The organism is Stenotrophomonas koreensis (assembly GCF_001431525.1).
Classification (GTDB): Bacteria; Pseudomonadota; Gammaproteobacteria; order Xanthomonadales; family Xanthomonadaceae; genus Stenotrophomonas; species Stenotrophomonas koreensis.
The window spans coordinates 13,414-34,406 of the sequence record NZ_LDJH01000022.1 but is presented as its reverse complement, the minus strand read 5'-3'; the positions used below and the strand labels follow the sequence as shown (position 1 = coordinate 34,406).

Genomic DNA, 20,993 nt, shown 5'->3' with positions numbered 1-20,993 from the left:
GGCACGCACATGCAACCGCTGATGTTCTAGCCATGGTTACCTCACAGACTGCGTTACCGCTGTTCCCTTTGCACGGGAACCTGTTGCCTGGCGCCGGAATCACCCTGCGTATCTTCGAACCCCGTTACCTGGACCTGCTGCGTCACTGCAGCCGTACCAACAGCACCTTCGGCATCTGCCTGATCCTGGATGGCGAGGAGGTCGGTGCGCCGGCGATGCCGGCCGGCTGGGGGGTAGAGGCCAGGATCGAGGATTTCGACACCGGCGCCGATGGCATGTTGTTGCTGCGGCTGCGCGGCGCACGCCGCTTCCAGGTCGAACAGGTCCAGGTCAGTGACAACGGCCTGGTGATCGGCCAGGTGCAGTGGTGCCCGCCGGACAGTGACGATGAGGTGCGGCCGGAGCATGCGCTGTTGTCGCTGCTGCTTGAGCGCATCATCGAGCAGGTCGGTGGCCCGTATGCCAAGGCCGGCAAGGAATTGTTCGAGCAGGCCGCGTGGGTTGGCTGGCGGTTGGCCGAGCTGTTGCCGCTGGAAGAGGGGCAGCGGCTGCAACTGCTGCAGCAGGATGATGTCCATCAGCGGCTCAGCCTGCTGCTGGGCTGGATTCCGGATTGACCCCGCTGCTGCCGCAGCTGCGCTTACCGCAGCGGGGCTGAGGCAGGTTCCGGCAGCAGCTGGGCGCGCAGCACCGGCACGCCGCTTTCCGGGTGATTTTCAATGGCTGGCTGCAGCGAATGCAGTGCCTGCTCGACGGCGCGGATGGCCGGCACCGGCCCCGGTACCGGGCGCCACAGCCCCACCAGGCCCCAATGTCGCTGGAAATGCAGGGTCTGGGCGGTGCCCAGCCACAGCGGTTGCGCCCCGGGTTGCAACACCACATCCGAGCGCCACAGGCGCAGGGCATACAGCTGGTCGGCACCGCTGGGCTTGAGCATCAGCAGCGATTCGACCCGGGTATCCAGGGTGGCCGGCAGCACCGGCACCTGGCTGGCCGCACTGTCGCTGTCGAGCATGTGCAGTGCCTGTTCCCAGCCGGCCTGCGGCTGGGCATGCCAGCCATCGGCCTGCAGCTGCTGGCGGATCTGCTCCAGGTCACCGGCCAGCTGCACATCCAGCGGCCAGCGCTGGTCATCATCAAATTCATTGCGCACCGCGGGCATCCGGCGCCATCCGTCCTGCTGCCAGGCACTGAGCGGAACCTGCTGGGCCGGCGGGCTGGCCGGTTCGAACTTGCCCAGCTTGGCCTCCAGGTTGCGCGGGGCGTAGAACAGCGCGGCGGCGAAAAAACCGCCGTAAAACAGCCAGCACACCGGGGTGATCCAGAACCCCCGGTTGAAGCGCCGACGATAGGCGATCCCCAGCACCAGCAGCCAGAACAGGCCGAACAGCATGCCGCCGAGGATGTCGCTGAGCCAGTGCGCGCCCAGATACAGGCGGGCAAAGCCAATCGTGGCGACAATCGCCCCGGACAGCAGGTACGGCCAGACCCGGTTGCGTCCGGGCAGCTCGCGGCCGATCAGTACGGCAAAGAAGCCGAAGGTGATCGTGGTCATGGTCACCGCAACGGACGGGAAACCGAAGCCACTGCTGGCCTCGGCCGGGCGCACCATGTCCACGGTGGCGGTGAGCAGTTCGGTCAGGGCCAGGCCAAAGGCCAGCGCCAGCAGCCAGTGCACCACCGCCATCCAGCGCCGCCGCCAGGCCAGGTAACCCATTCCCAGCGCGATGGCCGGCAGCAGCACCTGCCAGTCACCCAGCGAGGCCAGGGTGGTCATCGGGTAGTCGGCCAGCGGATTGCGCAGCGAGAGCATGGCCTGATGCACGGCCAGGTCCAGCTGCAGGGGTTCGCCGTGCGAAACCACGGTCATCAGCAGGGCAAAGCCGCCCCAGCCCAGCGCCAGCAGCATCACTGCCAGCACGGCCAGCGGCACCGCCTCGCGCCGCTGCGGATCAAGCACACCGACGGTGAACTGGCCCAGCAACGGGTGCCGCCCGGACCAGGCCAGCAGGGTGGCCAGCCAGCCATCCAGCCGCTCTGCCGACCAGCGGTAGGTGTACAGCACCAGCGCCCAGGCCAGGCCGAGCACGGTGGCCAGCGCCGCCAGCACCATCAGCAGGCGGCCGGCTACCGCGGCGACCGCCTCGTAGGCCTGGCCCAGGATCCAGCCCGGCAGCAGGAACAGCACCGCCCAGGAGACGGCGGCGATGACGCTGGCGCGCAGGTAGCTTTTCAGCGGCATGTTGGCCATGCCGGCCACCGCCGGCACAAACGGGCGGATGGCGCCGACATAGCGCGCGATCAGGATCGATTTGAACGCGTTGCGGCGGAACATCAGCTCGCCGCGTTCCAGCAGTTGCGGATGCTTGGAGAACGGCCAGACCGCACGCAGGCGGTCGCCCCAGCGGCGGCCGATCCAGTAGCTCAGGCCATCACCGGCCAGCGCGCCGAGGGTCGCGCACAGCACGGTGTAGGGTCCGGACAGCTCCCCCAGGCCGATCAGCACGCCAACGGCAATCAGCAGCGGCAGCGCCGGCACGATCGCGCCCAGCACAATGACCGAATCGCAAAACGCGATGGCGAAGACGACCACGCCGGCCAGTGCAGGGTTGGCCGCGATCCACGCCAGCAGCCCATCGATCCAGGAAGCATTCATCGAAAAATTATATCGGCGCCGGGCAAGCTTGCCTGTATTTTCCCACCTTCCCATTCAGCGATGAGCGCTGTCTACACTGCAGGCCATGTCCAGTAAACCAACCATCACCGCACTGAAGGCGGACAGTTTTGGCTGCATCCTGTTGGTGCAACAGGGGCAGCAGTGTTTCATCCGCCGCGATTTGAGCGTGACCCCAGGGTGGTTGCGGCTGCCGGCCTGGTGGCTGGCACGGCGCGAGGCACGCGCGCTGTCCGCGTTGGGCGACATGCCGGCCACGCCGCGCCTGCTGGCCTGGGACGGCACCCATCTGGAGCGCAGCTTCATGCACGGGGCGGCGATGTTCAAGGCGCCGCCGCGGGGCGATGTGGCGTATTTCCAGCAGGCACGCAGGCTGCTGCAGCAGCTGCACCGACGTGGCATCGCCCACAACGACCTGGCCAAGGAGGCCAACTGGCTGGTGCTGGCCGATGGCAGCCCCGGTCTGATCGACTTCCAGCTGGCGGTGGTCGGCCACCCGCGCTCGCGCTGGCTGCGGCTGCTGGCCCGTGAGGACCTGCGCCACCTGCTCAAGCACAAACGCACCTATTGCCCGCAGGCCCTGACCCCGGTGGAAAAGCGCCTGCTGCGGCGTCGCTCCTGGGTGCGCGAGCTGTGGTTTGCCACCGGCAAGCCGGTGTACCGCTTCATCACCCGCAAGCTGCTGCGCTGGGAGGACAACGAAGGCCGCGGCCCGCGCCAGTGAGCTGGCCGCCCACGCTCCCGGATCAATGGGAGAAGTGCTGCGGCAGCGCGTGGCCACAACGGTTGCAGTGGCTGGCTTCGTACTCGTGGCCTTCGTGGCCGCAGATGATGCAGCCGCGATCGTCACGGCGCCTGTTGCCGGCCTGCTGGCGGATGATGTCGCCGGCCAGTTCGGCGGTGTAGATGCCGGTGGGCACGGCCAGGATCGAGTAGCCGATCAGGATCAGCACCGAGGTGATGAAGCGGCCGATGGACGTGTGCGGCACCATGTCGCCATAGCCGACCGTGGCCATGGTCACGATCGCCCAGTACATGCTGCCGGGGATGGAGTGGAAACCGTGCTCGGGGCCTTCGATCACGTACATCAGCGCACCGGCGACCACGGTGATGGTCAACACGGTAAACAGGAACAGGATGATCTTGCGCCGGCTGCGCCACAGCGCACCGATCAGCACGCCGCCTTCATCGACGTAGCGGGTCAGCTTGAGGATGCGGAACAGCCGCAGCACGCGCAGGATGCGCACCGCCAGCAGCGCCTGTGCGCCGGGAATGAACAACGACAGGTAGGCCGGCAGGATCGACAGCAGGTCGATGATTCCCCAGACGCTGACCGCATAGCGCAGCGGCCGGCGCACCACCTTCAGGCGCAGCACGTACTCGGCAGTGAACAGCACGGTGAAGAACCATTCCACGCCATACAGCCAGCCGGAAAAGCGGGCATGGATCGCCTGCACGCTGTCGAGCATGATCACCAGCACGCTGGCCAGGATGGCCAGCACCAGCGCAATGTCGAAACGGCGCGAGGCCGGGGTGTCATGGCGGTGGATGATGTCGAACCAGCGCTTGCGCCAGCCGCTGTCACTGGCCGGGTTCAGCTGTGGGGTGGAGAAAAGTTTCATGGCCGGCATTGTGCCGCAGGGCGGGGAATGGGGGACAATGACACTTTCCCATCGGCCCCGTTACCGCCATGAATGCTGCTACTGACGCGCTGTTGTCCAAGTCCGCCTACTACCTGCCGGTGTATGCACCGCGCCAGCTGGTGCTCGAGCGTGGGCAGGGCGCGCGCGTCTGGGATGTGGAAGGGCGGGAGTTCATTGACCTGGCTGCCGGCATCGCGGTGTGCTCGCTGGGCCACAACGATGCCGACCTCAAGGCCGCGCTGCTGGCCCAGGCCGACAAGCTGTGGCACGTCTCCAACGTGTTCTACACCGAGCCGGCGCTGCGCCTGGCCGAGGAGCTGGTGACCGCCTCGAAGTTTGCGCAGCGGCTGTTCTTCTGCAATTCCGGCGCCGAGGCCAACGAGGTGGCGATCAAGCTGGTGCGCAAGTGGGCGGCCAATGCCGGCCGCGATGCGCACAAGCGCACCATCATCACCTGCCGTGGCAGCTTCCACGGCCGTACCCTGGGTACGGTGACCGCCACCGCCCAGCCCAAGTACCAGGCCGGTTACGAGCCGTTGCCCGGTGGCTTCCGCTACATCGACTTCAATGACGTGGCCCAGCTGGAACAAGCCATGGCTGCCGGCGACGTGGCCGCGGTGATGTTCGAACCGGTGCAGGGCGAGGGCGGTGTGGTGCCGGCCAGCGAGGCGTTCATGCGCCGTGCGCGTGAGCTGTGCGACGCGCACGATGCGCTGCTGGTGCTGGACGAGATCCAGGTCGGCATGGGCCGCAGCGGCCAGTTGTTTGCGCACTGGCACTGGGGCGTGACCCCGGACATCGTGACCCTGGCCAAGGCCTTGGGCTGTGGTTTCCCGATCGGCGCGATGCTGGCCGGGCCGAAGGTGGCCAGCGCCATGGGCGTGGGCTCGCACGGCACCACCTTCGGCGGCAACCCGCTGGCCACTGCCGTGGCACGTGCCGCGCTGGCCAAGCTGTCCAGTCCGGAAATCACCGCCAATGTCGCCCGTCAGTCGGCGGCACTGAAGGCCGGTCTTGAAGCCATCGGCACCGAGTTCGGGGTATTTGCCGAGGTGCGCGGCATGGGCCTGATGATCGGTGCACAGCTCAAGCCCGAATTCGTGGCCGATATCGGGGCACTGCAGAACCTGGCGGCCGAGCAGCAGGTGCTGATCCTGCAGGCCGGCACCAGCGTGCTGCGCTTTGTGCCAGCGTTGAACATCACCGACGAAGAACTGGCCGAAGGCCTCAAGCGGGTGCGTGCGGCGATTGCTGCCTACATGGCCGCGCGCTGAGCCGCGTATTGCCAGCAGATGGCAGATAGCAGGAAACCGCCGGCAAACCGGCGGTTTTTTGTTGCCTCCAGGCCAGATCAGCGCAGCAGGTGATGGCGCTTGAGTACCCGTCGCAAGGATTGCGCGTGGTGGGCGGTGTCGGCCATCAGGCCGGCACTGCGGGCGCCACGGACATTGGTGAACAGGTTGTCGATGAACAACGTGCGTGCCGGATCGGCTCCCAGTTGTGCGGTGGCCGCGGTGAAGCAGGCCGGGTCGGGCTTGTGCAGGCCCAATTGGCCGGCGGTGAGCACGCGTGTGCTGTCCAGCCCGGGCAGGTCCAGGGCCATGGCAATCGGGGCAGCCAGCGCTGCCGGATTGTTGCTCAGGATCGCCAGCGGGCAGACCGGGGCAATGCCCAGCAGCAGCTGGCGGCAATCGCGGCGCACCGTGGTGGCGGCCATGCGGGCGGCATGCCATTGCCCGGTGCTGATCGCGCAGTCCAGCCGCTGTTGCAGACGCTGCAGCACGGTGTCCAGTTGCTGTGGGTCACTGCCGGTGACCGCGTCGCGGCCCAGGGCAGCCAGCGCGCTGGCAATGCTGTCGGCATCCAGCGACAGGCTATGGGCCAGTGCCTGGTTGCGTGCGCGCGGGTTGAAATCGGCAAGGACATCATCGAAGTCCAGCAGCAGCAGGGCAGGGCGGATGAGCGGTGCAGTCATCGGCAAAAGTGTCGCAGGTATTAACGCATTGCGTGCAATCAGTGGTTGTCTTGGATGCGCTGTCTAGAATGCCTGTTCCCTGTTGCAAGGAGTGTTTCTTGAAACTGCTTTCTTCCCTGCTGGCACTTGCCGCCCTGGCCCTGGCGCCGTCTGCCTACGCACGCACTTGTGCGCTGAGCATCGACAGCAATGACCGCATGCAGTTCTCCACGGCCAGTTTGAATGTGCCTGGCGACTGCACCCAGGTCGAACTGACCCTGCGTCATACCGGTACCCGTCCGGTGGCGGTGATGGGCCACAACTGGGTACTGACCGAAACCAAGGATTTCACCGCGGTGGCGCAGGCCGGCATGCGCGCCAGCCTGGCCGACAACCATCTGCCCAAAAACGATGCGCGGGTGATTGCGGCCACGCCGATGATCGGTGGCGGGGCCACCACCCGGGTGCGCTTTGCCACCAGCAAGCTGAGCAAGGGCGGTGACTACACCTTCTTCTGCTCCTTCCCTGGGCACTGGGGAATGATGAAGGGCAAGCTGACCTTCGGTTGATCGCATCAGCATGCAGACAGACAAAAGGCCGGCATTGCCGGCCTTTTGCGTTGCCGCAGCGGGCAGGCAGCGATCAGCCGGCAGCGACCACCTTGAACGCCTCGCGCGCGGCGGCCAGGGTCGCCTCGATCACCTCGTCGGTGTGCGCGGCGGACACAAAACCGGCCTCGTAGGCCGACGGGGCCAGGAACACCCCGCGCTGAAGCATGGCGTGGAAGAAGCGGTTGAACGCGGCCACGTCACAGGCGGTGGCCTGGGCATAGGTTTCCACCTTCTCGTTGGTGAAGAACAGGCCGAACATCGCCCCGACCTGGTTGGTGGTCACCGCCACCCCGGCCTGCGCCGCGGCGGCTTCCAGACCGGCGCACAGGCGTGCGGTGGTGGCCGACAGGCGCTCGTGGAAGCCCGGCTCGCTGACCAGCTCCAGCATCGCCAGGCCGGCGGCCATGGCCACCGGGTTGCCGGACAGGGTGCCGGCCTGGTAGACCGGGCCGGCCGGAGCGATCTGGTTCATCAGCTCGGCCCGGCCGCCATAGGCGCCCACCGGCATGCCGCCGCCGATGATCTTGCCGAAGGTGGTCAGGTCCGGGGTGATGCCGTAGTGCGCCTGCGCGCCGCCCAGGGCGACACGGAAGCCGGTCATCACTTCGTCAAAGATCAGCAGCGCGCCGTACTGGCTGCACAGCGCACGCAGGTGCTGCAGGTAGCCGTCACGCGGCGGGATGCAGTTGGCATTGCCGACCACCGGCTCGATGATCAGCCCGGCAATCTCGCTGCCCTGCTGCGCAAACAGCGCGGTGGCGGCGTCAAAATCGTTGTAGGGCAGGGTCAGGGTCAGCTCGGACAGGCCGGCCGGCACGCCCGGCGAGGTCGGCACGCCCAGGGTCAGCATGCCGCTGCCGGCCTTGACCAGGAACGAATCGCCATGGCCGTGGTAGCAGCCTTCGAACTTGACGATCTTGCTGCGGCCGGTGGCGCCACGGGCCAGGCGGATTGCCGACAGCGTGGCCTCGGTGCCGGAGTTGACCATGCGCACCATCTCGCAGGACGGCACCAGCGCGGTGATGGTCTCGGCCATGGTCACCTCGGCCGGGCACGGCGCGCCGAAGGACAGGCCGTTGTCGATCGCCGCCGCCACCGCTGCGCGCACCTTCGGGTGGTTGTGGCCGACGATCATCGGGCCCCAGGAGCCGACGTAGTCGATGTAGGCATTGCCATCGACATCGTGCAGGTACGCACCATCGGCACGGGCGACGAAGAACGGCTCACCGCCGACCGACTTGAACGCGCGCACCGGTGAGTTGACACCCCCCGGCAGCAGCGTCTGGGCACGGGCGAACAGGGCGGAGGATTGGCTGTGGTTCATCGTTGGGCTTCCTTGAAGCAGGCTTGATAGGCGCGCAGGGCGGCAACCGGGTCAGGTGCGGCGTAGATGCCGCTGATCACCGCCAGCAGGTCGGCACCGGCAGCGACCAAGGCCCCGGCATTGTCCGGGGTCAGGCCGCCGATGGCCACCTGCGGCACGCCGAAGCGGTGGCCGTCGCGCAGCAGCTGTGGGTCGGCGCGGCGGGCCAGTGGTTTGGTGGTGGACGGGTAGAACGCGCCCCAGGCGATATAACTGGCGCCAGCCGCAACCGCACGCTCGGCCAGCGCCGGCTCGTTGTAGCAGGAGGCACCGATGATCGCTTCCGGGCCCAGGGCCGCACGGGCGGCGGCGATGTCGCCGTCATCCTCGCCCAGGTGCACGCCGGCCGCGCCGACGGCCACGGCCAGTTCCAGCTCGTCATTGATCAGCAGCGGCACCTGATGGCGGGTGCACAGTGCCTGCAGTGCGGTGGCCTGGGCCAGGCGCAGGGCGGCATCGGCGCGCTTGTTGCGGTACTGCAGCAGCGCGACCCCGGCGGCCAGCAGTGGCTCGGTGGCGGCCAGCAGGGCCTGGCTGTCGTTCTGGTCCGGGGTGATCAGGTACACGCCGGACATCACGGAAGTAGGGGTCATTGCTTGAGCTGTGCGGCGGGAAGGCAATAATGATCGCCCATTGCCCGCCAACGGTGGTTATCTGATGTCTGCATTGAACCTGGCGCCGTTGCAGCGCTGGATGTGTCTGGTCTGTGGCTTCATCTACAACGAGGCCGATGGCCTGCCCGAAGAGGGCATCGCGCCGGGCACGCGCTGGGCCGATGTGCCGGCGGACTGGTGCTGCCCGGACTGCGGCATGGGCAAGCAGGATTTTGAGATGTTCGTGCTCGACTGAGACTGCGTGCTAATGCATGCGTCCGCTGAAAACCGGCGCATTGCGCAGCAGTTGGCTGATTTTTTCGCTGTCCGGTGCCTGCGGTTCCCGCTGCAGGTAGGTGTCCAGGTCATGCCGGGCGGCGGCCAGGTGCCCCAGCTGCATATAGGCCAGGCCGCGATCGCGCAGCGCCGCGGTGTTGTCCGGCGCCAGCAGCAGCTGGCGGTCGGCGCAGCGTGCCACCTTGTCCCATTGCCCCTGCAGGTCCCAGCTGCGCTGCAGGTTGCGCAGCAGGCGCAGCACGATCCCGCGTACCGGCGAGGGCATCAGCAGGCGCACCAGCAGTTCTGCTTCCAGTGCCTGGCCGCCCAGGTGCTGGGCGGCGAGCTTTTCAATCTGCTCCAGCCCCAGGGGATGCCCGCCGTGGTAGGGGTCCATCGCCAGCAGCGCGTTATCGCCCAGGTCCAGTGCGGTGAGGAAATGGCCGGGGAAGGCGATGCCATGTACCGCCAGCCCCAGCCGGTTGGCCACTTCCATCTGCACGATCGCCAGCGCGATCGGGTTGCCACGACGCCTGGCCAGTACCTGTTGCAGGTGGTTGTTGTCGGCGGCGTAGTAATCATCGGCCGGGCCATAGCCCTGTTCCTGGAACAGGTAGCGGTTGATTGCCGCCATCTTCAATGGCAATGAGCCGATGCTGGCCACTTCGGTGGCCAGGGCATCGGCATGGGCCTGCAGCTGCGCCGCGCAGGCCTGCACATCCAGCCCGGGATATTCATCGGCAGCGACCCGCAGCACGGCGGCCAGCAGCGGCCATTGCGCATCATCGGTATCGGCCAATGTGCTCCAGTCAGGCAGTGACAGGCTCATTACGCTGTTAATCCGCAGTGGGAATGCCGGGCCCCAGTATCAGCCGGCTACCGTTTTGCAGGTGTAGACGCTGGGCATGGCCGGCATTGAGTTCAAGCACATAACGCGCCGGGCCTTCGCTGGGATAGGCCGGGCACTGGCTGGCCGGTGGGCAGGGCGGCACATTGCGCTGCTGGCTGACCAGGCGCAGGTCGTTGTCGAAATACAGGATGTCCAGCGCGATCTTGGTATTTTTCATCCAGTACGCCTGCCAGTCCTGGCGCTCATGGATGAACAGCATGCCGCGTCCGGCGGGCAGCTGGGTGCGGTACATCAGGCCCTGCGCGCGGCTGTGGTCATCGGTGGCCAGCTCGACCTCATAGCGCTGTCCGGCCAGTTCGACCCATGGCAACGATGTATTGCTGGCACAGGCCGGCAGCACGGTGGAGAGCAGGGCCAGCAGCAGGCTGGAGAGCAGGGCAGCTTTCATCGGGTCGGCTCGTCAAACGGATGGGGGACACCATCGGGCAAGCGTCGCTTATCCGTCAAGGCGGCGCAGGGACCCGGCCCGGGCAGGGGTGCTGCAGCGGCCATCCGCCCGCCGCCGCGGGAGCGGCCGGGCCTCTCCCTGGGTGCTGACATCGGGGATCACCTGGAAGGGGATCCGCAGCGGCGCGGCACCGGTGGCGATGGCCGCCTGCAAGGCGCCGAAATACAGCGTGTTGTTGCCGTAGCGCTGGTTGACCGCATCCAGCACCTGGTTGAGGGAGCGCCGCCGCCGTTGCTGCGGGTCGTCGAACAGCTCATCAGCGTGCATGCCGGCAGCCTCCAGGCCACTGAGGACCACCGCGATCGCCACCGGGCAATCGGCCTTGCCGAGCCTGTCGGGCAAGGGCGCGAGCAATTGCCAGAGCAGGTGCAGCAGCTGCTGGCTGTCATCGATGGCGGCAAACCGGCATTGCGCCTGCAGGCCCTGCTCGCGGCCGAGCAGGCGCACCGTCAGCTGCAGCTGGGTGGCCTTCCAGCCACCACGGCGCAGGCGCATCGCTGCCTTGGCCAACAATTTGCCGGCCACTGCGCGTGCGCCGGCCAGGCAGCGCAGCTCAGGGCCAAGCACATGCGAATGCCCGATCGAGCGGGTGGTGCTGTGCCTGAGCGGGCTGTCCACCCCGTGCAGGTCGGCCCAGAAGCGCTCGCCGCCGATGCCGCCCCAGATCGCCTTGAGCTGGCGCGGGCTGGCCGCGCACAGCTGTGCGGTGGTGTCGATCCCGGCGGCAAGCAGGCGCCGGTGCATCGACGGGCCGATGCCACACAGCTCGTTCAATGACAGTGGATGCAGCGCCTGCGGCAGGTCGTGCTGCTGCAGCACGGTCAGGCCGTCGGGCTTGTGCATGTCGGCGGCGGTCTTGGCCAGGAAGCGGTTGGGCGCGATGCCGATCGAGCAGGTCAGCGCGCTGCCATAGCGCTGGCGCAGGGCGTCCTTGATCTGCCCGGCAATCCGGCGCGCGGCGGCTTCGGAGCGTTCATTGAGCAGCAGCGGGCAGGCCACCTCGTCAATGGAAGCCGGCGTTTCATGCGGAATGCACTGGCCGATCAGCGCCATCAGCTCATGGTGCAGGGCGATGTAGCGCTCGGGACGGGCCAGCCTGAACACGATATCGGGACAGCGCTGGCGCGCCTCCCGCACCCCGGTGCCGGTCTTTACCCCGAAAGCCTTGGCCTGGTAGCTGGCAGCAATGCAGCAGGTGCCTTCACTGGCCACCGGGATCACCGCGACCGGGCGCCCGCGCAGGGCCGGTTCATCGAGCTGCTCGACCGAGGCGAAGTAGGAATTGAAGTCGACGAACAGGTAACGCAGGGTCATGGCAGCCACAGTCAGCGCAGCGGGAGGGCGCGGCTGACTGTGCGCGCAGCCCGTCTCAGCAACGGAGACGGGCCGCCGGGCTGGCGCTTACAGCACCTGCGGCGGGGTGCCGCCGACGATCACCACATCGGCCTTGCGCCGCGCGAACAGGCCCACGCAGACCACGCCGGGGATCTGGTTGAGCTCGCGCTCCAGTGCCACCGGGTCGGTGATGACCAGGTTGTGCACATCCAGGATCTGGTTGCCGTTGTCGGTGGTGGTGCCCATCCGCCAGACCGGCTGGCCGCCGGTGCGCTCCAGGATCTGCCGGGCCACCAGCGAGCGTGCCATCGGGATCACCTCCACCGGCAACGGGAACGTGCCCAGTACCGGCACCTGCTTGGACGGGTCGATGATGCAGACGAACTGCCGGGAGGCCTCGGCGATGATCTTTTCGCGGGTCAGCGCCGCGCCACCGCCCTTGATCAGATTCTTGTTGCCGTCGCACTCGTCGGCGCCGTCGACATACAGCTCCAGGGTGCCGGCATGGTTGAGCTCGATCACTTCGATGCCGTGCTTTTTCAGCTGAGCGGTGCTCTGCTCGGAACTGGACACCGCAGCCTTGATCGGGAACGGCAGCTTGGCCAGGCCATCGATGAAATACGCCACGGTTGAACCGGTGCCGACCCCGACGATCATGTCGCGTTGGACGTATTCCAGCGCCTTCTCGGCGGCCAGACGTTTGGCTTCGGACATTGCATCACCCCGTAATAAGGTTGGAAAGCAGTAAGGCCCGGCGGTGCTTGCCGGCCGGGCGGCGGGAATCATTTTTCCAGTGCGAGCAGATAGTCCCACTGCGCGGCGGTGACCGGGAACACCGACAGCCGGTTGCCGCGGGAGGTCAGCGGGAAGCCCTCGCCCAACGCATCGGCATGCTGCTTGATCTGCTCCAGCGCGATCACATCACCCAGCTTGCGCTCGAAGGCCACGTCCACCAGCATCCAGCGCGGGTTCTCGCGGCTGGCCTTGGGGTCGAAGTATTCCGAGTCCGGATCGAACTGGGTCTCATCCGGATAAGCCTCACTGGCCACCCGGGCAATGCCGACGATGCCGGGCACCTTGGCATTGGAGTGATAGAACAGGATGCCGTCACCGACGCGCATGCCATCGCGCATGAAGTTGCGTGCCTGGTAATTGCGTACGCCGTTCCACGGCTCGGTGCCGACGCGCTGCAGGTCGTCGATGGAAAACACGTCCGGTTCGGACTTCATCAGCCAGTAGCGGGTGCGGGAACTCATGGGGTGCGTGTTGCCAGATGGGTAGTGGAGGGAGTGCAGACCGCATCCAGCCGCACATCCCAGTCGGCAGCAGCCAGGGCGGCAACCTGCTGGCAATCAAAGGCGGCACCGACCAGCCACGGCGGCGCAGCGTGCTGGAGGCGGAAAGCGAAGCTGCGATCATACCAGCCGCCCCCCATTCCCAGCCGCTGGCAGTGGCGGTCAAAGCCCACCAGCGGGGTCACCACCAGTGCCATTGCCTGTGCCGGCAGCGCATCAGCCAGTGCAATGTCCGGTTCGGGAATGCCGTAGCGGTTGTGGGTCAGTGCCTGCCCGGGGCGCCAGGGCGCAAAGCGCAGGCTGTCGCCGGCCAGCAACGGCAGGCAGTAGGTCACCCCGGGCGGCAGCTGGGTCTGCCAGCGGTGCAGGGCGATTTCGCCATCGCCGGCCCAGTAGCCGGCCACCAGCCCCCGGGCGGGTGCAAACGGCAGCTGCAGCAGTTGCCCGGCCAGGGTTTCGGCGGCGGCCAGCCGGGTCGGTGCATCCAGTGCACGGCGCGCCTGGCGCAGCTGCGCACGCAGGGTTTTACGGTCCTCGGACATGGCCTGGCCATCGGATGGGGGCGATGATTGTCGCTGTGCCCGGGCGTTATCGCCAGCGCGGCGCGGGCGCTGGGTGAACGCGCTGCGCTGGCAGCGGAAAAAGAAACGGCACCTTGAAGGTGCCGTTGAAAAAGTTCTCCGCTGTGTCGATGCATGCGAAACGACCCTGAACCCGAGGTTCAAGTGGAGACGCTGAGGCCCCATCGGGCTTTCCGCTCGGAGGCGGACATGCACACCCGGTGCCGGCGCGTCCCCGGTGTCGTTCTTAAGGGACAAGGCGATATGTTTGCACATGCTGTCGGGCACGGCAGAGAACGCATCTGCAGTATACCGGTCACCGTGCACGCTGGGCAGCCGTTGGTCGGCCAATGCAGGTTCAACCAGGTGGCTGCGTTGTGCATGCGTTAGGCAAACGCGTGGTCTATGGTGCCTGGTCCAGTGCGTGATCCAGGCGCCGGTTCAATTCGGCCAGGGTCCGTTGCAGGTCACTTTCCTGCTGGCTGACCTGCTTGCGCAGCAGCAGCAGCTCGTGTGCCAGGTTCAAGGCGGTGAGCACGGCCACCCGGTCCACCGAGGCGGTGCGGTTGCCGCCGCGGATCTCGCGCATGCGCGCATCCAGGGTGCGCGCGGCTGCTTCCAGGCCGTCGCGTTCGGCCGGATCGACGCCAACGGTGTAATCACGGTCCAGGATGCGGATGGTGACCGGTGTGCTGCTTGCGCTCATGTGTTCTGTTCCAGCGAACGCAGCCGGCTGATCATGGCTTCCACCCGCGAACGGGCCATTTCGTTCTTGGCCAGCAGCTGGGCGCGTTCGACCATCAGTTGTTCCTGGGCAATGCGCAGGCTGCGGTTCTCCTCACCCAGACGGGTGTTGCGCTCAACCAGGGTCTGGACCCGCAAGGCCAGGGACTGCAGTTCGGCAACGGGATCAAAGGCAGGCATGGGCGCACGATAGGCAGGCAGGCGCCGGCCGGTCAAGCACCACAGGCATTGGCCCCAGTACACTGGCAGCCATGGCTGCAGCCGGAGGCTGTGGCGCCTGATCCCTACCCATAGGCAATGCAATGAACGAACTTCCCGATTTCACCGCCGTTTCCCAGCAGGCTGCGGCCCTGGACCTGGCCAGTACCCCGGCCGAACTGCATGGCGGGCTGTGCGGTTGGCTGGCCGCCGGTGGTGTTGATCGCAACGACTGGCTGGCTGCGGTACTGGCCGACCCCGCGCTGGGCGCGCCCGAAGCGGGCAGTGCGCTGGACCGCCTGCGCGCGGTAACGGCCGCGCAGCTGGAAGATCGTGATTTTGCCTTTGAACTGCTGCTCAGCCCGGCCAGTGCCAGCGTGCTGGAGCGCACCGGTGCGTTGTTTGACTGGTGCCGCGGTTTCCTTGGTGGCTTTGGCCTGGCCAGTGGCACCCGGCCGAGCCTGAGCGAGGAAGGGCAGGAGGCGCTGGAGGACATGGCGCGCCTGGCCGCCTCCAACAGCGAGGAATTCGAGGCCGGTGATGAAGACGAGGATGCGCTGGCCGAGATCGAGGAGTTCGTGCGCGTGGCGGTGCTGCTGCTGCACGGTGACTGTGTGATGGCCGTGCGCCATCGCAAAAGCCTGAACTGAGGTGGCGGATGTCCCTGCGTGTACTGACCGGCATCAGTGCCGGTGAATACCGGAGTCGCCGTCGCCAGCTGATGGACGCGGTGGGCAGTGATGGCATCATCGTGCTGCCGGCCGCGCCGGAGCGGGTGCGCAGCCATGACACCCATTACCCGTACCGGCAGGATTCAAACTTCCATTACCTGCTGGGTTTTGGCGAGCCGCAGGCGGTGCTGGTGATGCTGCCCGGGCGCCGGCATGGCGAGGTGATCGTGTTCTGCCGTGAGCGCGATGCCGAGCGCGAGATGTGGGACGGCCCGCGTGCCGGCACTGCCGGGGTGGTCTCGCTGTATGGCGCCGACGATGCCTATCCGATCGAGGACATCGACGAGATCCTGCCCGGCCTGCTGGAAGGGAGGTCGCGGGTGTACTACCCGTTTGGCTGTGATGCGCAGTTTGACCGCCAGCTGATGGGCTGGATCAACCAGGTCCGGGCACAGGTACGCCATGGGGCCCGACCGCCGCATGAGCTGGTCGAACTGGGCAGCTTGCTGCATGAGCAGCGGCTGTTCAAAAGCGATGCGGAAATTACGCTGATGCGCCACGCCGCCCGGCTCAGTGTGCAGGCCCATCGTGCGGCGATGGCAATGGTCCGTCCGGGCATGGCCGAGTATGTGCTGCAGGCGGAGATCGAGCGCGTGTTCCGCGCCAATGACGGCTGGCCGGCGTATGGCTCGATTGTCGGCGCCGGCAGCAATGCCTGTGTGCTGCACTATGTGGCCAACAATGCGGTTGCCGCCGATGGCGAACTGGTCTTGATCGATGCCGGTGCCGAATACCGTGGCTATGCCGCCGACATCACCCGCACCTTCCCGGTCAATGGCCGTTTCTCGCCCGAGCAGCGTCAGCTGTATGACTTGGTCGAACGGGCGCAGGCCGCGGCCATTGCCCTGGCCCGGCCGGGTACGCCATGGGATGCGCTGCATGCGGCCGCGGTGGAGGTGCTGGTCGATGGCCTGCTGTCGCTGGGGCTGCTGGAAGGCACCCATGCCGAGGTCCTGGCCAGCGGCAGTTACCGCCGTTTCTATCCGCACAAGAGTGGCCATTGGCTGGGCCTGGATGTGCACGATGTCGGCAGTTACCGGATCGAGGAGCAGAGCCGTCTGCTCGAGCCGGGCATGGTGTTCACGATCGAGCCGGGCCTGTACATCCGGCCCGACGACAAGGGCGTGGACGCGCGCTGGCGCGGCATCGGCATCCGCACCGAGGACAACCTGCTGATCACCGAGGCCGGGCACGAGAACCTGACCGGGGCACTGGAGCGCAGTGCCGAGGCGGTGGAGGGCTTCATCGCCGAGGCGAGGAGAGAGGCGAGGAACGAGTAACGAGTAACGCGGGAGGGGCCCGGTCGGCTTGTTTCTGCTGCCTGCCTGGCATGACAAAGGGCGCCCACTGGCGCCCTCTGTCACATCAGCACAATCGACAGCAAGAAGCAGCCAGGACAGTACCGACACCCGGCCACGCTTTCTCTCACTCCTCACTCCTCTCCACTCACTCCTTGCTTTCGGCGAAGATCGGCCGGGTCAGGTTGTCGGCCTGGTCGGCTGTGCACAGCACTTCGTCCTCGATGCGGATGCCGCCGTAGGGCTTGAAGAAGGCCACGCGATCCCAGTTCACGGCATCGGCCTGGCCGGCAGCGCGCAGGTCTTCCAGCAGCATGTCGATGAAGTACAGGCCCGGCTCGATGGTCACCACCATGCCCGGCTGCAGCACGCGGGTCATGCGCAGGTAGGGCTGGCCGGCCGGCCGTTCGATGAAACCGCCATGCTCACCTTGCGCAAAGCCGGCCACGTCATGCACCTGGGCGCCGATCGGGTGGCCGATGCCATGCGGGAAGAAGGCATTGCTGACCCCGGTGGCCAGCGCCGCCTCGGCACTGACGTTGATGATGTCGAAGTCCTTGAGGATCCCGGCCAGTGCCAGGTGGGCGTCCAGGTGCAGCTGGCGGTAGTCGAAGCCGGCGGTGACCTGTGCACACAGCTGCTGCTGGGCCGCATCGACCGCAGCGATCAGCGCCTGGAACTCCGCATGCCCGTCGGCGGCGTAGGTGCGGGTGATGTCGGCCGCATAGCCCCAGGCCGAGGCACCGGCGTCGATCAGGAAGCTGCGCGGGTTGGCCGGGCGCTGCTTGTCCAGCTCGGTGTAGTGCAGCACCGCGCCGTTTTCGTTGAGCGCGATGATGTTGCCGTAGGGCAGCTCGTTGGCATCCTGCTGCGCGGCCGCGCAGTAGGTCATGTGGATCTCGAACTCACTGGCCCCGGCGCGGAAGGCCGCTTCGGCGGCGCGATGGGCACGCACCGCCGGCACCTGCGCATGACGCATCAATGCAATTTCATACGGCGTCTTGAACGAGCGGTGCCAGTGCAGGTGGTCGATGACCGCGGCGGGGTTGTCCGGAGCAAAACCGCCCAGGGTGCTGTTGGCCTCGCCCAGCACCGCGCAGCGGGCTGGATCGGCCGGCAGCAGGGCCAGGGCCTGCTCCGGCTCGCGGATGATGTGGATGTCGAAATGCTCGACCCACCAGCCGCTGGGAGCGGCCGGCACCACGTGCCAGTAATCGCGCGGTTGGTTGAAGATCAGCTGCGGGCGCTTGCCCGGGGTGTAGACGATCCAGCTGTCCGGGACCCGGGTCAGCGGCAGCCAGTGCTTGAAATGCGGGTTGACCGCAAACGGATAGTCGCGGTCATCAAACACCTGGTAGTGCAGGCGGCCGGATGGAATGACCAGGTGGTCCCGTCCGGCACGCGTCAGCGCGGTATCGGCGCGCGCGGTCAGGGTGCGGAGGTGGTCGGCATACAGCGGGGCGGGATCGGGCAGGTGCATGGGCTTACATCCAGGAACGACAGCCTGTGATTGTGCACCGGACCTCCCGGTTGTGGTTGCCTCAGCTGGTCTGCCCGGTGCTGATCCACTGCCGCAGTGCCTCGCGATGGGTGGCGCTCAGGGTCAGGAACCGGAAGCCTGCCCAGTACTGCCCCGGTGCATGGGCCGGTTCGCGCCACAGCAGGTGCACGCCTACCTCGATGGCGACCTCGCGGCCATGTCGGTCGGGCACCGGGAAGCTGAGCTGGTACAGCGCATCGTCCACCAGCTCGGCATCGGAAAGGATCAGCATGCCGCTTTCAGAGACGTTGCCGAGCCGGCCGATGACCTGCTCGCGCATGCGGTCGGTGACCGGGACGTGCTCGGGGACGGCTCTGCGCGGGGCGCGCCGGGTATCTTCGATCATGCCGATTCCTTGTTGCCGCCGCGGCCGGCCAGTGAGCGCAGGGTGCGCAGGGTCGCCTGCCAGGCACGGTCGATCAGCCGGCCCTGGCTTTCATTGACCACCCGCAGTTGGCCCTGGGCCATCAGCCGGGCCAGGCTGTCCATGGTGTGTTCGGCCACCTTCTGCCCACGGGCGTTGACGAACAGGGCGTTGTCGGTGAGCTGGCTGAACCAGGACATGCGCAGGCGCCGGGTATCGCCCTGCTGGTTGATGTGGAAATCAAACCAGGTGCCGAAGGGCAGGCCGCGCAGCTGCTGGTAGCACGACTCCTCGCCGATGCTGCGTGGCGGCAGGGGGGGCTGCTGGGCGAGGTCTTCGTTACGCCCGCCCTGTTCGCCCAGGCGCGTGCGTGCCTGCAGCTTGGCGGTCAGCTCGGTGCGCGAGGTGGTGTCGTCCTCGCCGCCGGGGGTGGACAGGCGGCGGGCAATCGCGCCGGCCTCATCGGCGTGGTAGCCGACCTGGCCCAGGGCCTGTTCAAGTTGCCGGCCGAACTGGCTGTCGGCCTGGCTGCCGGCCGGCTGGGTGGTGAGGGCGACGATGCGTTCGGTGGCCGCGATCTGCTCGTTCCATTCGGGCGACTGCTCACCCTGGCGCAGCAGGGTGAGCATCAGCACATCGTTCCACGCCTGGCGCATCAGGTTCTGCACAAAGCGCGGCGGTGCCGGGGCCGTGCTGCAGGCCGCTTCAATGGTTTTTTCGGCCAGCCGACGGGCCGTTTCCAGCCGTTCCTTGCCGCGGGCGGCCTCGATGAAGCGGCGCTCGGACAGTTCGGCCTTGTGGACCGCGGTGCGGTAGTGGTTCTGGATTTCCTCGGTGGCCGCGGCGAAGACCTGCTCGTCGCCGTCGTATTCGCTGACCACCTTCTGCACGGTCTGGCCCAGCTTCTGCACCAGCACCGGGTCGATATCCTCGCTGCCCAGCCACAGCGCGCCGGATTCGGCCACGGCGTTGAGCAGCTCGCGCGCGGGGTGCTCGTCGCGGACGAAGAAGCCGGGGTCGGAAATCGCCGCGCGTACGAGCGGCAGCTGCAGTTGCGCCAGCAATTCGTTGGCGCTGGTGTCGCTGCGCATATGTGCCTGGATCTGCCGGTAGAGCAGGCCAAGCAGATCCATGGTGTCGTTGTCGCGCGGCGAGAGCTGCGCCTGCGGGCCATGTTCGGCGCGCGCCTGGGCCAGCAGGGCGTTGCGGATATCGTCGATGGAGCGGGTGGCACTGGCCGGCCGGTCGCCGGTCAGCCCCTGCAGCCGGGCCAGCAGGTTGCTGATCACCGGGCTGCTCAAGCCCGGGCTGCTGCCGGTGCTGGCCGCCGGGATGGCCGGTTCGGCGGCGGGATCTGCCGGTGCGGCGGAGCCGCTGCTGGCGCCGATGCCTGCCGTGGTGGTCGGCAGATGGCCGCCGTAGGCCTGGCGGGCGGCGCTGAGCATCTGCTGCAGGTCGGCCAGATCCTCATCGCTGACCGCTGCATTGAGGGCCTGTCCGGGCTGCATGGCCATCGCCGCCGACTCGCTGGCCACTTCCTGCAGGCTTTCACGCCAGGAGTTGCCGGTGCTTTGTCCTTGCCATTGGGTCAGTGGCCGCTCCGGGCCGGCCGGGCGGGTGCGGCGCTGCTCGCTGCGCTCGGCGGGAGTGCGGGCCGTAGCATCGCTGCTGGCCGGCGACGGCGCGCTGCCGCGCCTGCGGCCGGCCGGCCGGGGCAGGAAGGGCTGGTAGACCAATCCCGGCAACACGCCATGGCTGGCCAGCAGGCTGTTGGCGCGTTCCAGCAGTTCGGCCTGGCGTTCCAGCACCATCCGGCCGAAGGCCTTGTACAGCACCAGCGAGGCTTCTTCGCTGAGCTCCAGCGACTCGCTGGCCTGCGGCAGGCGCCGGCACAGCCAGTGCGGGGACAGCGGAACCTGCTCGATATCGTAGGCCGGGCGGCCGGCGAGCACGGCCATGCGCTGGGACAGCACATGCAGTGCGGTGGCGTGGCGTGGGGCCTCGCGGCGGGCCAGATCGCTCAGCAAGATGTCGCGATCAATCTGGATGTCCTGCACCAGCGACAGCTCGCCAGCCAGCGGCTTGCTCGAGGCAGTGTGGTTGGCGGCCGGTTCGTGCAGGCTGCACAGCGCCTGCCGGCAGACTGCCAGGTAATGACGGGCAAATGCCTCGCCCATCGGCATCACATGCCGGGCCTGGCTGAGCAGGTCCATCTGCAGCTGGCTGTTGCGGGAGACATCGGCATGCCGCATCAGGTCGCGTTCCAGCTCGACGATGGTCAGGGTGAGCGGGGTAAGCAGAATGCCCTGGGCGAGCTGCTGCAGCTCATCAAGCAGGGCGAGAACCTTGGCAGGCAACATTGTGGGTACATCCGGCGTGGGCAGTGTTCGCTGTGAACCGGCCATGGTGTGCATCCTGCGTTCCCCTGAATGGCAAACTTTAAACGTCTGAGCCGC

Annotated in this window: 23 protein-coding genes and 1 other RNA gene; 7 read left to right on the top strand and 17 right to left on the bottom strand. The window is 67.2% G+C overall.

All coding sequences use genetic code 11. The annotated features are described in order from the left end of the window. The first annotated feature begins 32 nt into the window (after positions 1 to 32). Entirely contained in the window at positions 33 to 617 is a 585-nt protein-coding gene (locus tag ABB25_RS11460; RefSeq protein ID WP_057666925.1) for an LON peptidase substrate-binding domain-containing protein, read from the top strand. A gap of 23 nt (positions 618 to 640) precedes the next feature. On the opposite strand, the gene ABB25_RS11455 is transcribed toward ABB25_RS11460, so the two are convergent. Then, the gene (locus tag ABB25_RS11455) at positions 641 to 2,656 is read right to left on the bottom strand and encodes a bifunctional DedA family/phosphatase PAP2 family protein (protein WP_057666922.1); all 2,016 of its coding nucleotides are present in this window, start codon (positions 2,654 to 2,656) and stop codon (positions 641 to 643) included. Between the two features lie 85 nt (positions 2,657 to 2,741). Between ABB25_RS11455 and ABB25_RS11450 the strand changes: the two genes are divergently transcribed. Continuing rightward, positions 2,742 to 3,398 (top strand): protein kinase family protein, encoded by a 657-nt coding sequence (locus tag ABB25_RS11450; protein WP_057666920.1) that lies wholly within the window; start codon positions 2,742 to 2,744, stop codon positions 3,396 to 3,398. Positions 3,399 to 3,420: 22 nt separating this feature from the next. Here the strand turns inward: ABB25_RS11450 and ABB25_RS11445 are convergent, their stop codons facing one another. Further along, on the bottom strand, positions 3,421 to 4,296 hold the full coding sequence (locus ABB25_RS11445) for an ion transporter (RefSeq protein WP_057666963.1): 876 nt from the start codon (positions 4,294 to 4,296) through the stop codon (positions 3,421 to 3,423). 68 nt (positions 4,297 to 4,364) lie between these two features. Here ABB25_RS11445 and ABB25_RS11440 point away from each other — a divergent pair, with 68 nt between their 5' ends. Further along, positions 4,365 to 5,591 (top strand): acetylornithine/succinylornithine family transaminase, encoded by a 1,227-nt coding sequence (locus ABB25_RS11440; RefSeq protein ID WP_057666918.1) that lies wholly within the window; start codon positions 4,365 to 4,367, stop codon positions 5,589 to 5,591. A 77-nt stretch (positions 5,592 to 5,668) separates the two neighbouring features. On the opposite strand, the gene ABB25_RS11435 is transcribed toward ABB25_RS11440, so the two are convergent. Continuing rightward, positions 5,669 to 6,292: an HAD-IA family hydrolase gene (locus tag ABB25_RS11435; protein ID WP_057666917.1), complete on the bottom strand. Its 624-nt coding sequence runs from the start codon at positions 6,290 to 6,292 to the stop codon at positions 5,669 to 5,671. A gap of 98 nt (positions 6,293 to 6,390) precedes the next feature. Here ABB25_RS11435 and azu point away from each other — a divergent pair, with 98 nt between their 5' ends. Then, on the top strand, positions 6,391 to 6,840 hold the full coding sequence (gene azu / locus ABB25_RS11430) for an azurin (protein ID WP_057666915.1): 450 nt from the start codon (positions 6,391 to 6,393) through the stop codon (positions 6,838 to 6,840). 73 nt (positions 6,841 to 6,913) lie between these two features. On the opposite strand, the gene hemL is transcribed toward azu, so the two are convergent. Further along, entirely contained in the window at positions 6,914 to 8,206 is a 1,293-nt protein-coding gene (gene hemL, locus ABB25_RS11425; RefSeq protein ID WP_057666912.1) for a glutamate-1-semialdehyde 2,1-aminomutase, read from the bottom strand. Then, positions 8,203 to 8,838 carry a thiamine phosphate synthase gene (thiE, locus tag ABB25_RS11420; RefSeq protein WP_057666909.1) on the bottom strand — a complete coding sequence of 212 codons (636 nt, stop codon included), beginning with the start codon at positions 8,836 to 8,838 and terminating at the stop codon, positions 8,203 to 8,205. Before thiE ends, hemL begins: the two co-directional genes overlap by 4 nt. A gap of 64 nt (positions 8,839 to 8,902) precedes the next feature. Between thiE and ABB25_RS11415 the strand changes: the two genes are divergently transcribed. Next, positions 8,903 to 9,094, top strand: coding sequence for a rubredoxin (locus tag ABB25_RS11415; RefSeq protein ID WP_083488285.1), 192 nt, complete (start codon positions 8,903 to 8,905; stop codon positions 9,092 to 9,094). Between the two features lie 9 nt (positions 9,095 to 9,103). Here ABB25_RS11415 and ABB25_RS11410 read toward each other — a convergent pair whose 3' ends face one another. The 9 genes from ABB25_RS11410 to ABB25_RS11375 form a co-directional block, all read right to left on the bottom strand. Then, entirely contained in the window at positions 9,104 to 9,943 is an 840-nt protein-coding gene (locus ABB25_RS11410) for a SirB1 family protein (protein ID WP_057666907.1), read from the bottom strand. A 7-nt stretch (positions 9,944 to 9,950) separates the two neighbouring features. After that, complete coding sequence (locus ABB25_RS11405; protein WP_057666904.1) at positions 9,951 to 10,412, bottom strand: DUF192 domain-containing protein; 462 nt, start codon at positions 10,410 to 10,412, stop codon at positions 9,951 to 9,953. Between the two features lie 48 nt (positions 10,413 to 10,460). Then, positions 10,461 to 11,786 (bottom strand): Y-family DNA polymerase, encoded by a 1,326-nt coding sequence (locus tag ABB25_RS11400; RefSeq protein ID WP_057666902.1) that lies wholly within the window; start codon positions 11,784 to 11,786, stop codon positions 10,461 to 10,463. 87 nt (positions 11,787 to 11,873) lie between these two features. Then, positions 11,874 to 12,521, bottom strand: a complete 648-nt coding sequence (gene rpiA / locus ABB25_RS11395; protein ID WP_057666899.1) for a ribose-5-phosphate isomerase RpiA — start codon at positions 12,519 to 12,521, stop codon at positions 11,874 to 11,876. A gap of 68 nt (positions 12,522 to 12,589) precedes the next feature. Next, positions 12,590 to 13,063, bottom strand: coding sequence for an EVE domain-containing protein (locus ABB25_RS11390; RefSeq protein WP_057666897.1), 474 nt, complete (start codon positions 13,061 to 13,063; stop codon positions 12,590 to 12,592). Then, the gene (locus tag ABB25_RS11385; RefSeq protein ID WP_057666895.1) at positions 13,060 to 13,644 is read right to left on the bottom strand and encodes a 5-formyltetrahydrofolate cyclo-ligase; all 585 of its coding nucleotides are present in this window, start codon (positions 13,642 to 13,644) and stop codon (positions 13,060 to 13,062) included. Before ABB25_RS11385 ends, ABB25_RS11390 begins: the two co-directional genes overlap by 4 nt. A 131-nt stretch (positions 13,645 to 13,775) precedes the next feature. Further along, positions 13,776 to 13,961, bottom strand: a non-coding RNA gene (ssrS, locus tag ABB25_RS14375) — 6S RNA. 104 nt (positions 13,962 to 14,065) lie between these two features. Next, complete coding sequence (locus tag ABB25_RS11380; RefSeq protein WP_057666893.1) at positions 14,066 to 14,368, bottom strand: cell division protein ZapA; 303 nt, start codon at positions 14,366 to 14,368, stop codon at positions 14,066 to 14,068. Next, positions 14,365 to 14,586, bottom strand: coding sequence for a TIGR02449 family protein (locus ABB25_RS11375; RefSeq protein ID WP_057666892.1), 222 nt, complete (start codon positions 14,584 to 14,586; stop codon positions 14,365 to 14,367). The genes ABB25_RS11380 and ABB25_RS11375 overlap by 4 nt, the downstream gene beginning before the upstream one ends. A gap of 122 nt (positions 14,587 to 14,708) precedes the next feature. Here ABB25_RS11375 and ABB25_RS11370 point away from each other — a divergent pair, with 122 nt between their 5' ends. Both ABB25_RS11370 and ABB25_RS11365 read left to right on the top strand, forming a co-directional pair. Beyond that, positions 14,709 to 15,254, top strand: coding sequence for a YecA/YgfB family protein (locus tag ABB25_RS11370; RefSeq protein ID WP_057666891.1), 546 nt, complete (start codon positions 14,709 to 14,711; stop codon positions 15,252 to 15,254). A 14-nt stretch (positions 15,255 to 15,268) separates the two neighbouring features. After that, the gene (locus ABB25_RS11365; protein ID WP_057666960.1) at positions 15,269 to 16,615 is read left to right on the top strand and encodes an aminopeptidase P N-terminal domain-containing protein; all 1,347 of its coding nucleotides are present in this window, start codon (positions 15,269 to 15,271) and stop codon (positions 16,613 to 16,615) included. 166 nt (positions 16,616 to 16,781) lie between these two features. Here the strand turns inward: ABB25_RS11365 and pepQ are convergent, their stop codons facing one another. The 3 genes from pepQ to ABB25_RS11350 form a co-directional block, all read right to left on the bottom strand. Next, on the bottom strand, positions 16,782 to 18,113 hold the full coding sequence (pepQ, locus tag ABB25_RS11360; RefSeq protein ID WP_057666890.1) for a Xaa-Pro dipeptidase: 1,332 nt from the start codon (positions 18,111 to 18,113) through the stop codon (positions 16,782 to 16,784). A 61-nt stretch (positions 18,114 to 18,174) separates the two neighbouring features. Beyond that, a complete protein-coding gene (locus ABB25_RS11355; RefSeq protein WP_057666888.1) occupies positions 18,175 to 18,519 on the bottom strand; it encodes a PilZ domain-containing protein in 345 nt (114 codons plus the stop codon). Beyond that, positions 18,516 to 20,897 carry a DUF1631 family protein gene (locus ABB25_RS11350; protein ID WP_083488283.1) on the bottom strand — a complete coding sequence of 794 codons (2,382 nt, stop codon included), beginning with the start codon at positions 20,895 to 20,897 and terminating at the stop codon, positions 18,516 to 18,518. The genes ABB25_RS11355 and ABB25_RS11350 overlap by 4 nt, the downstream gene beginning before the upstream one ends. Positions 20,898 to 20,993: the final 96 nt, after the last annotated feature.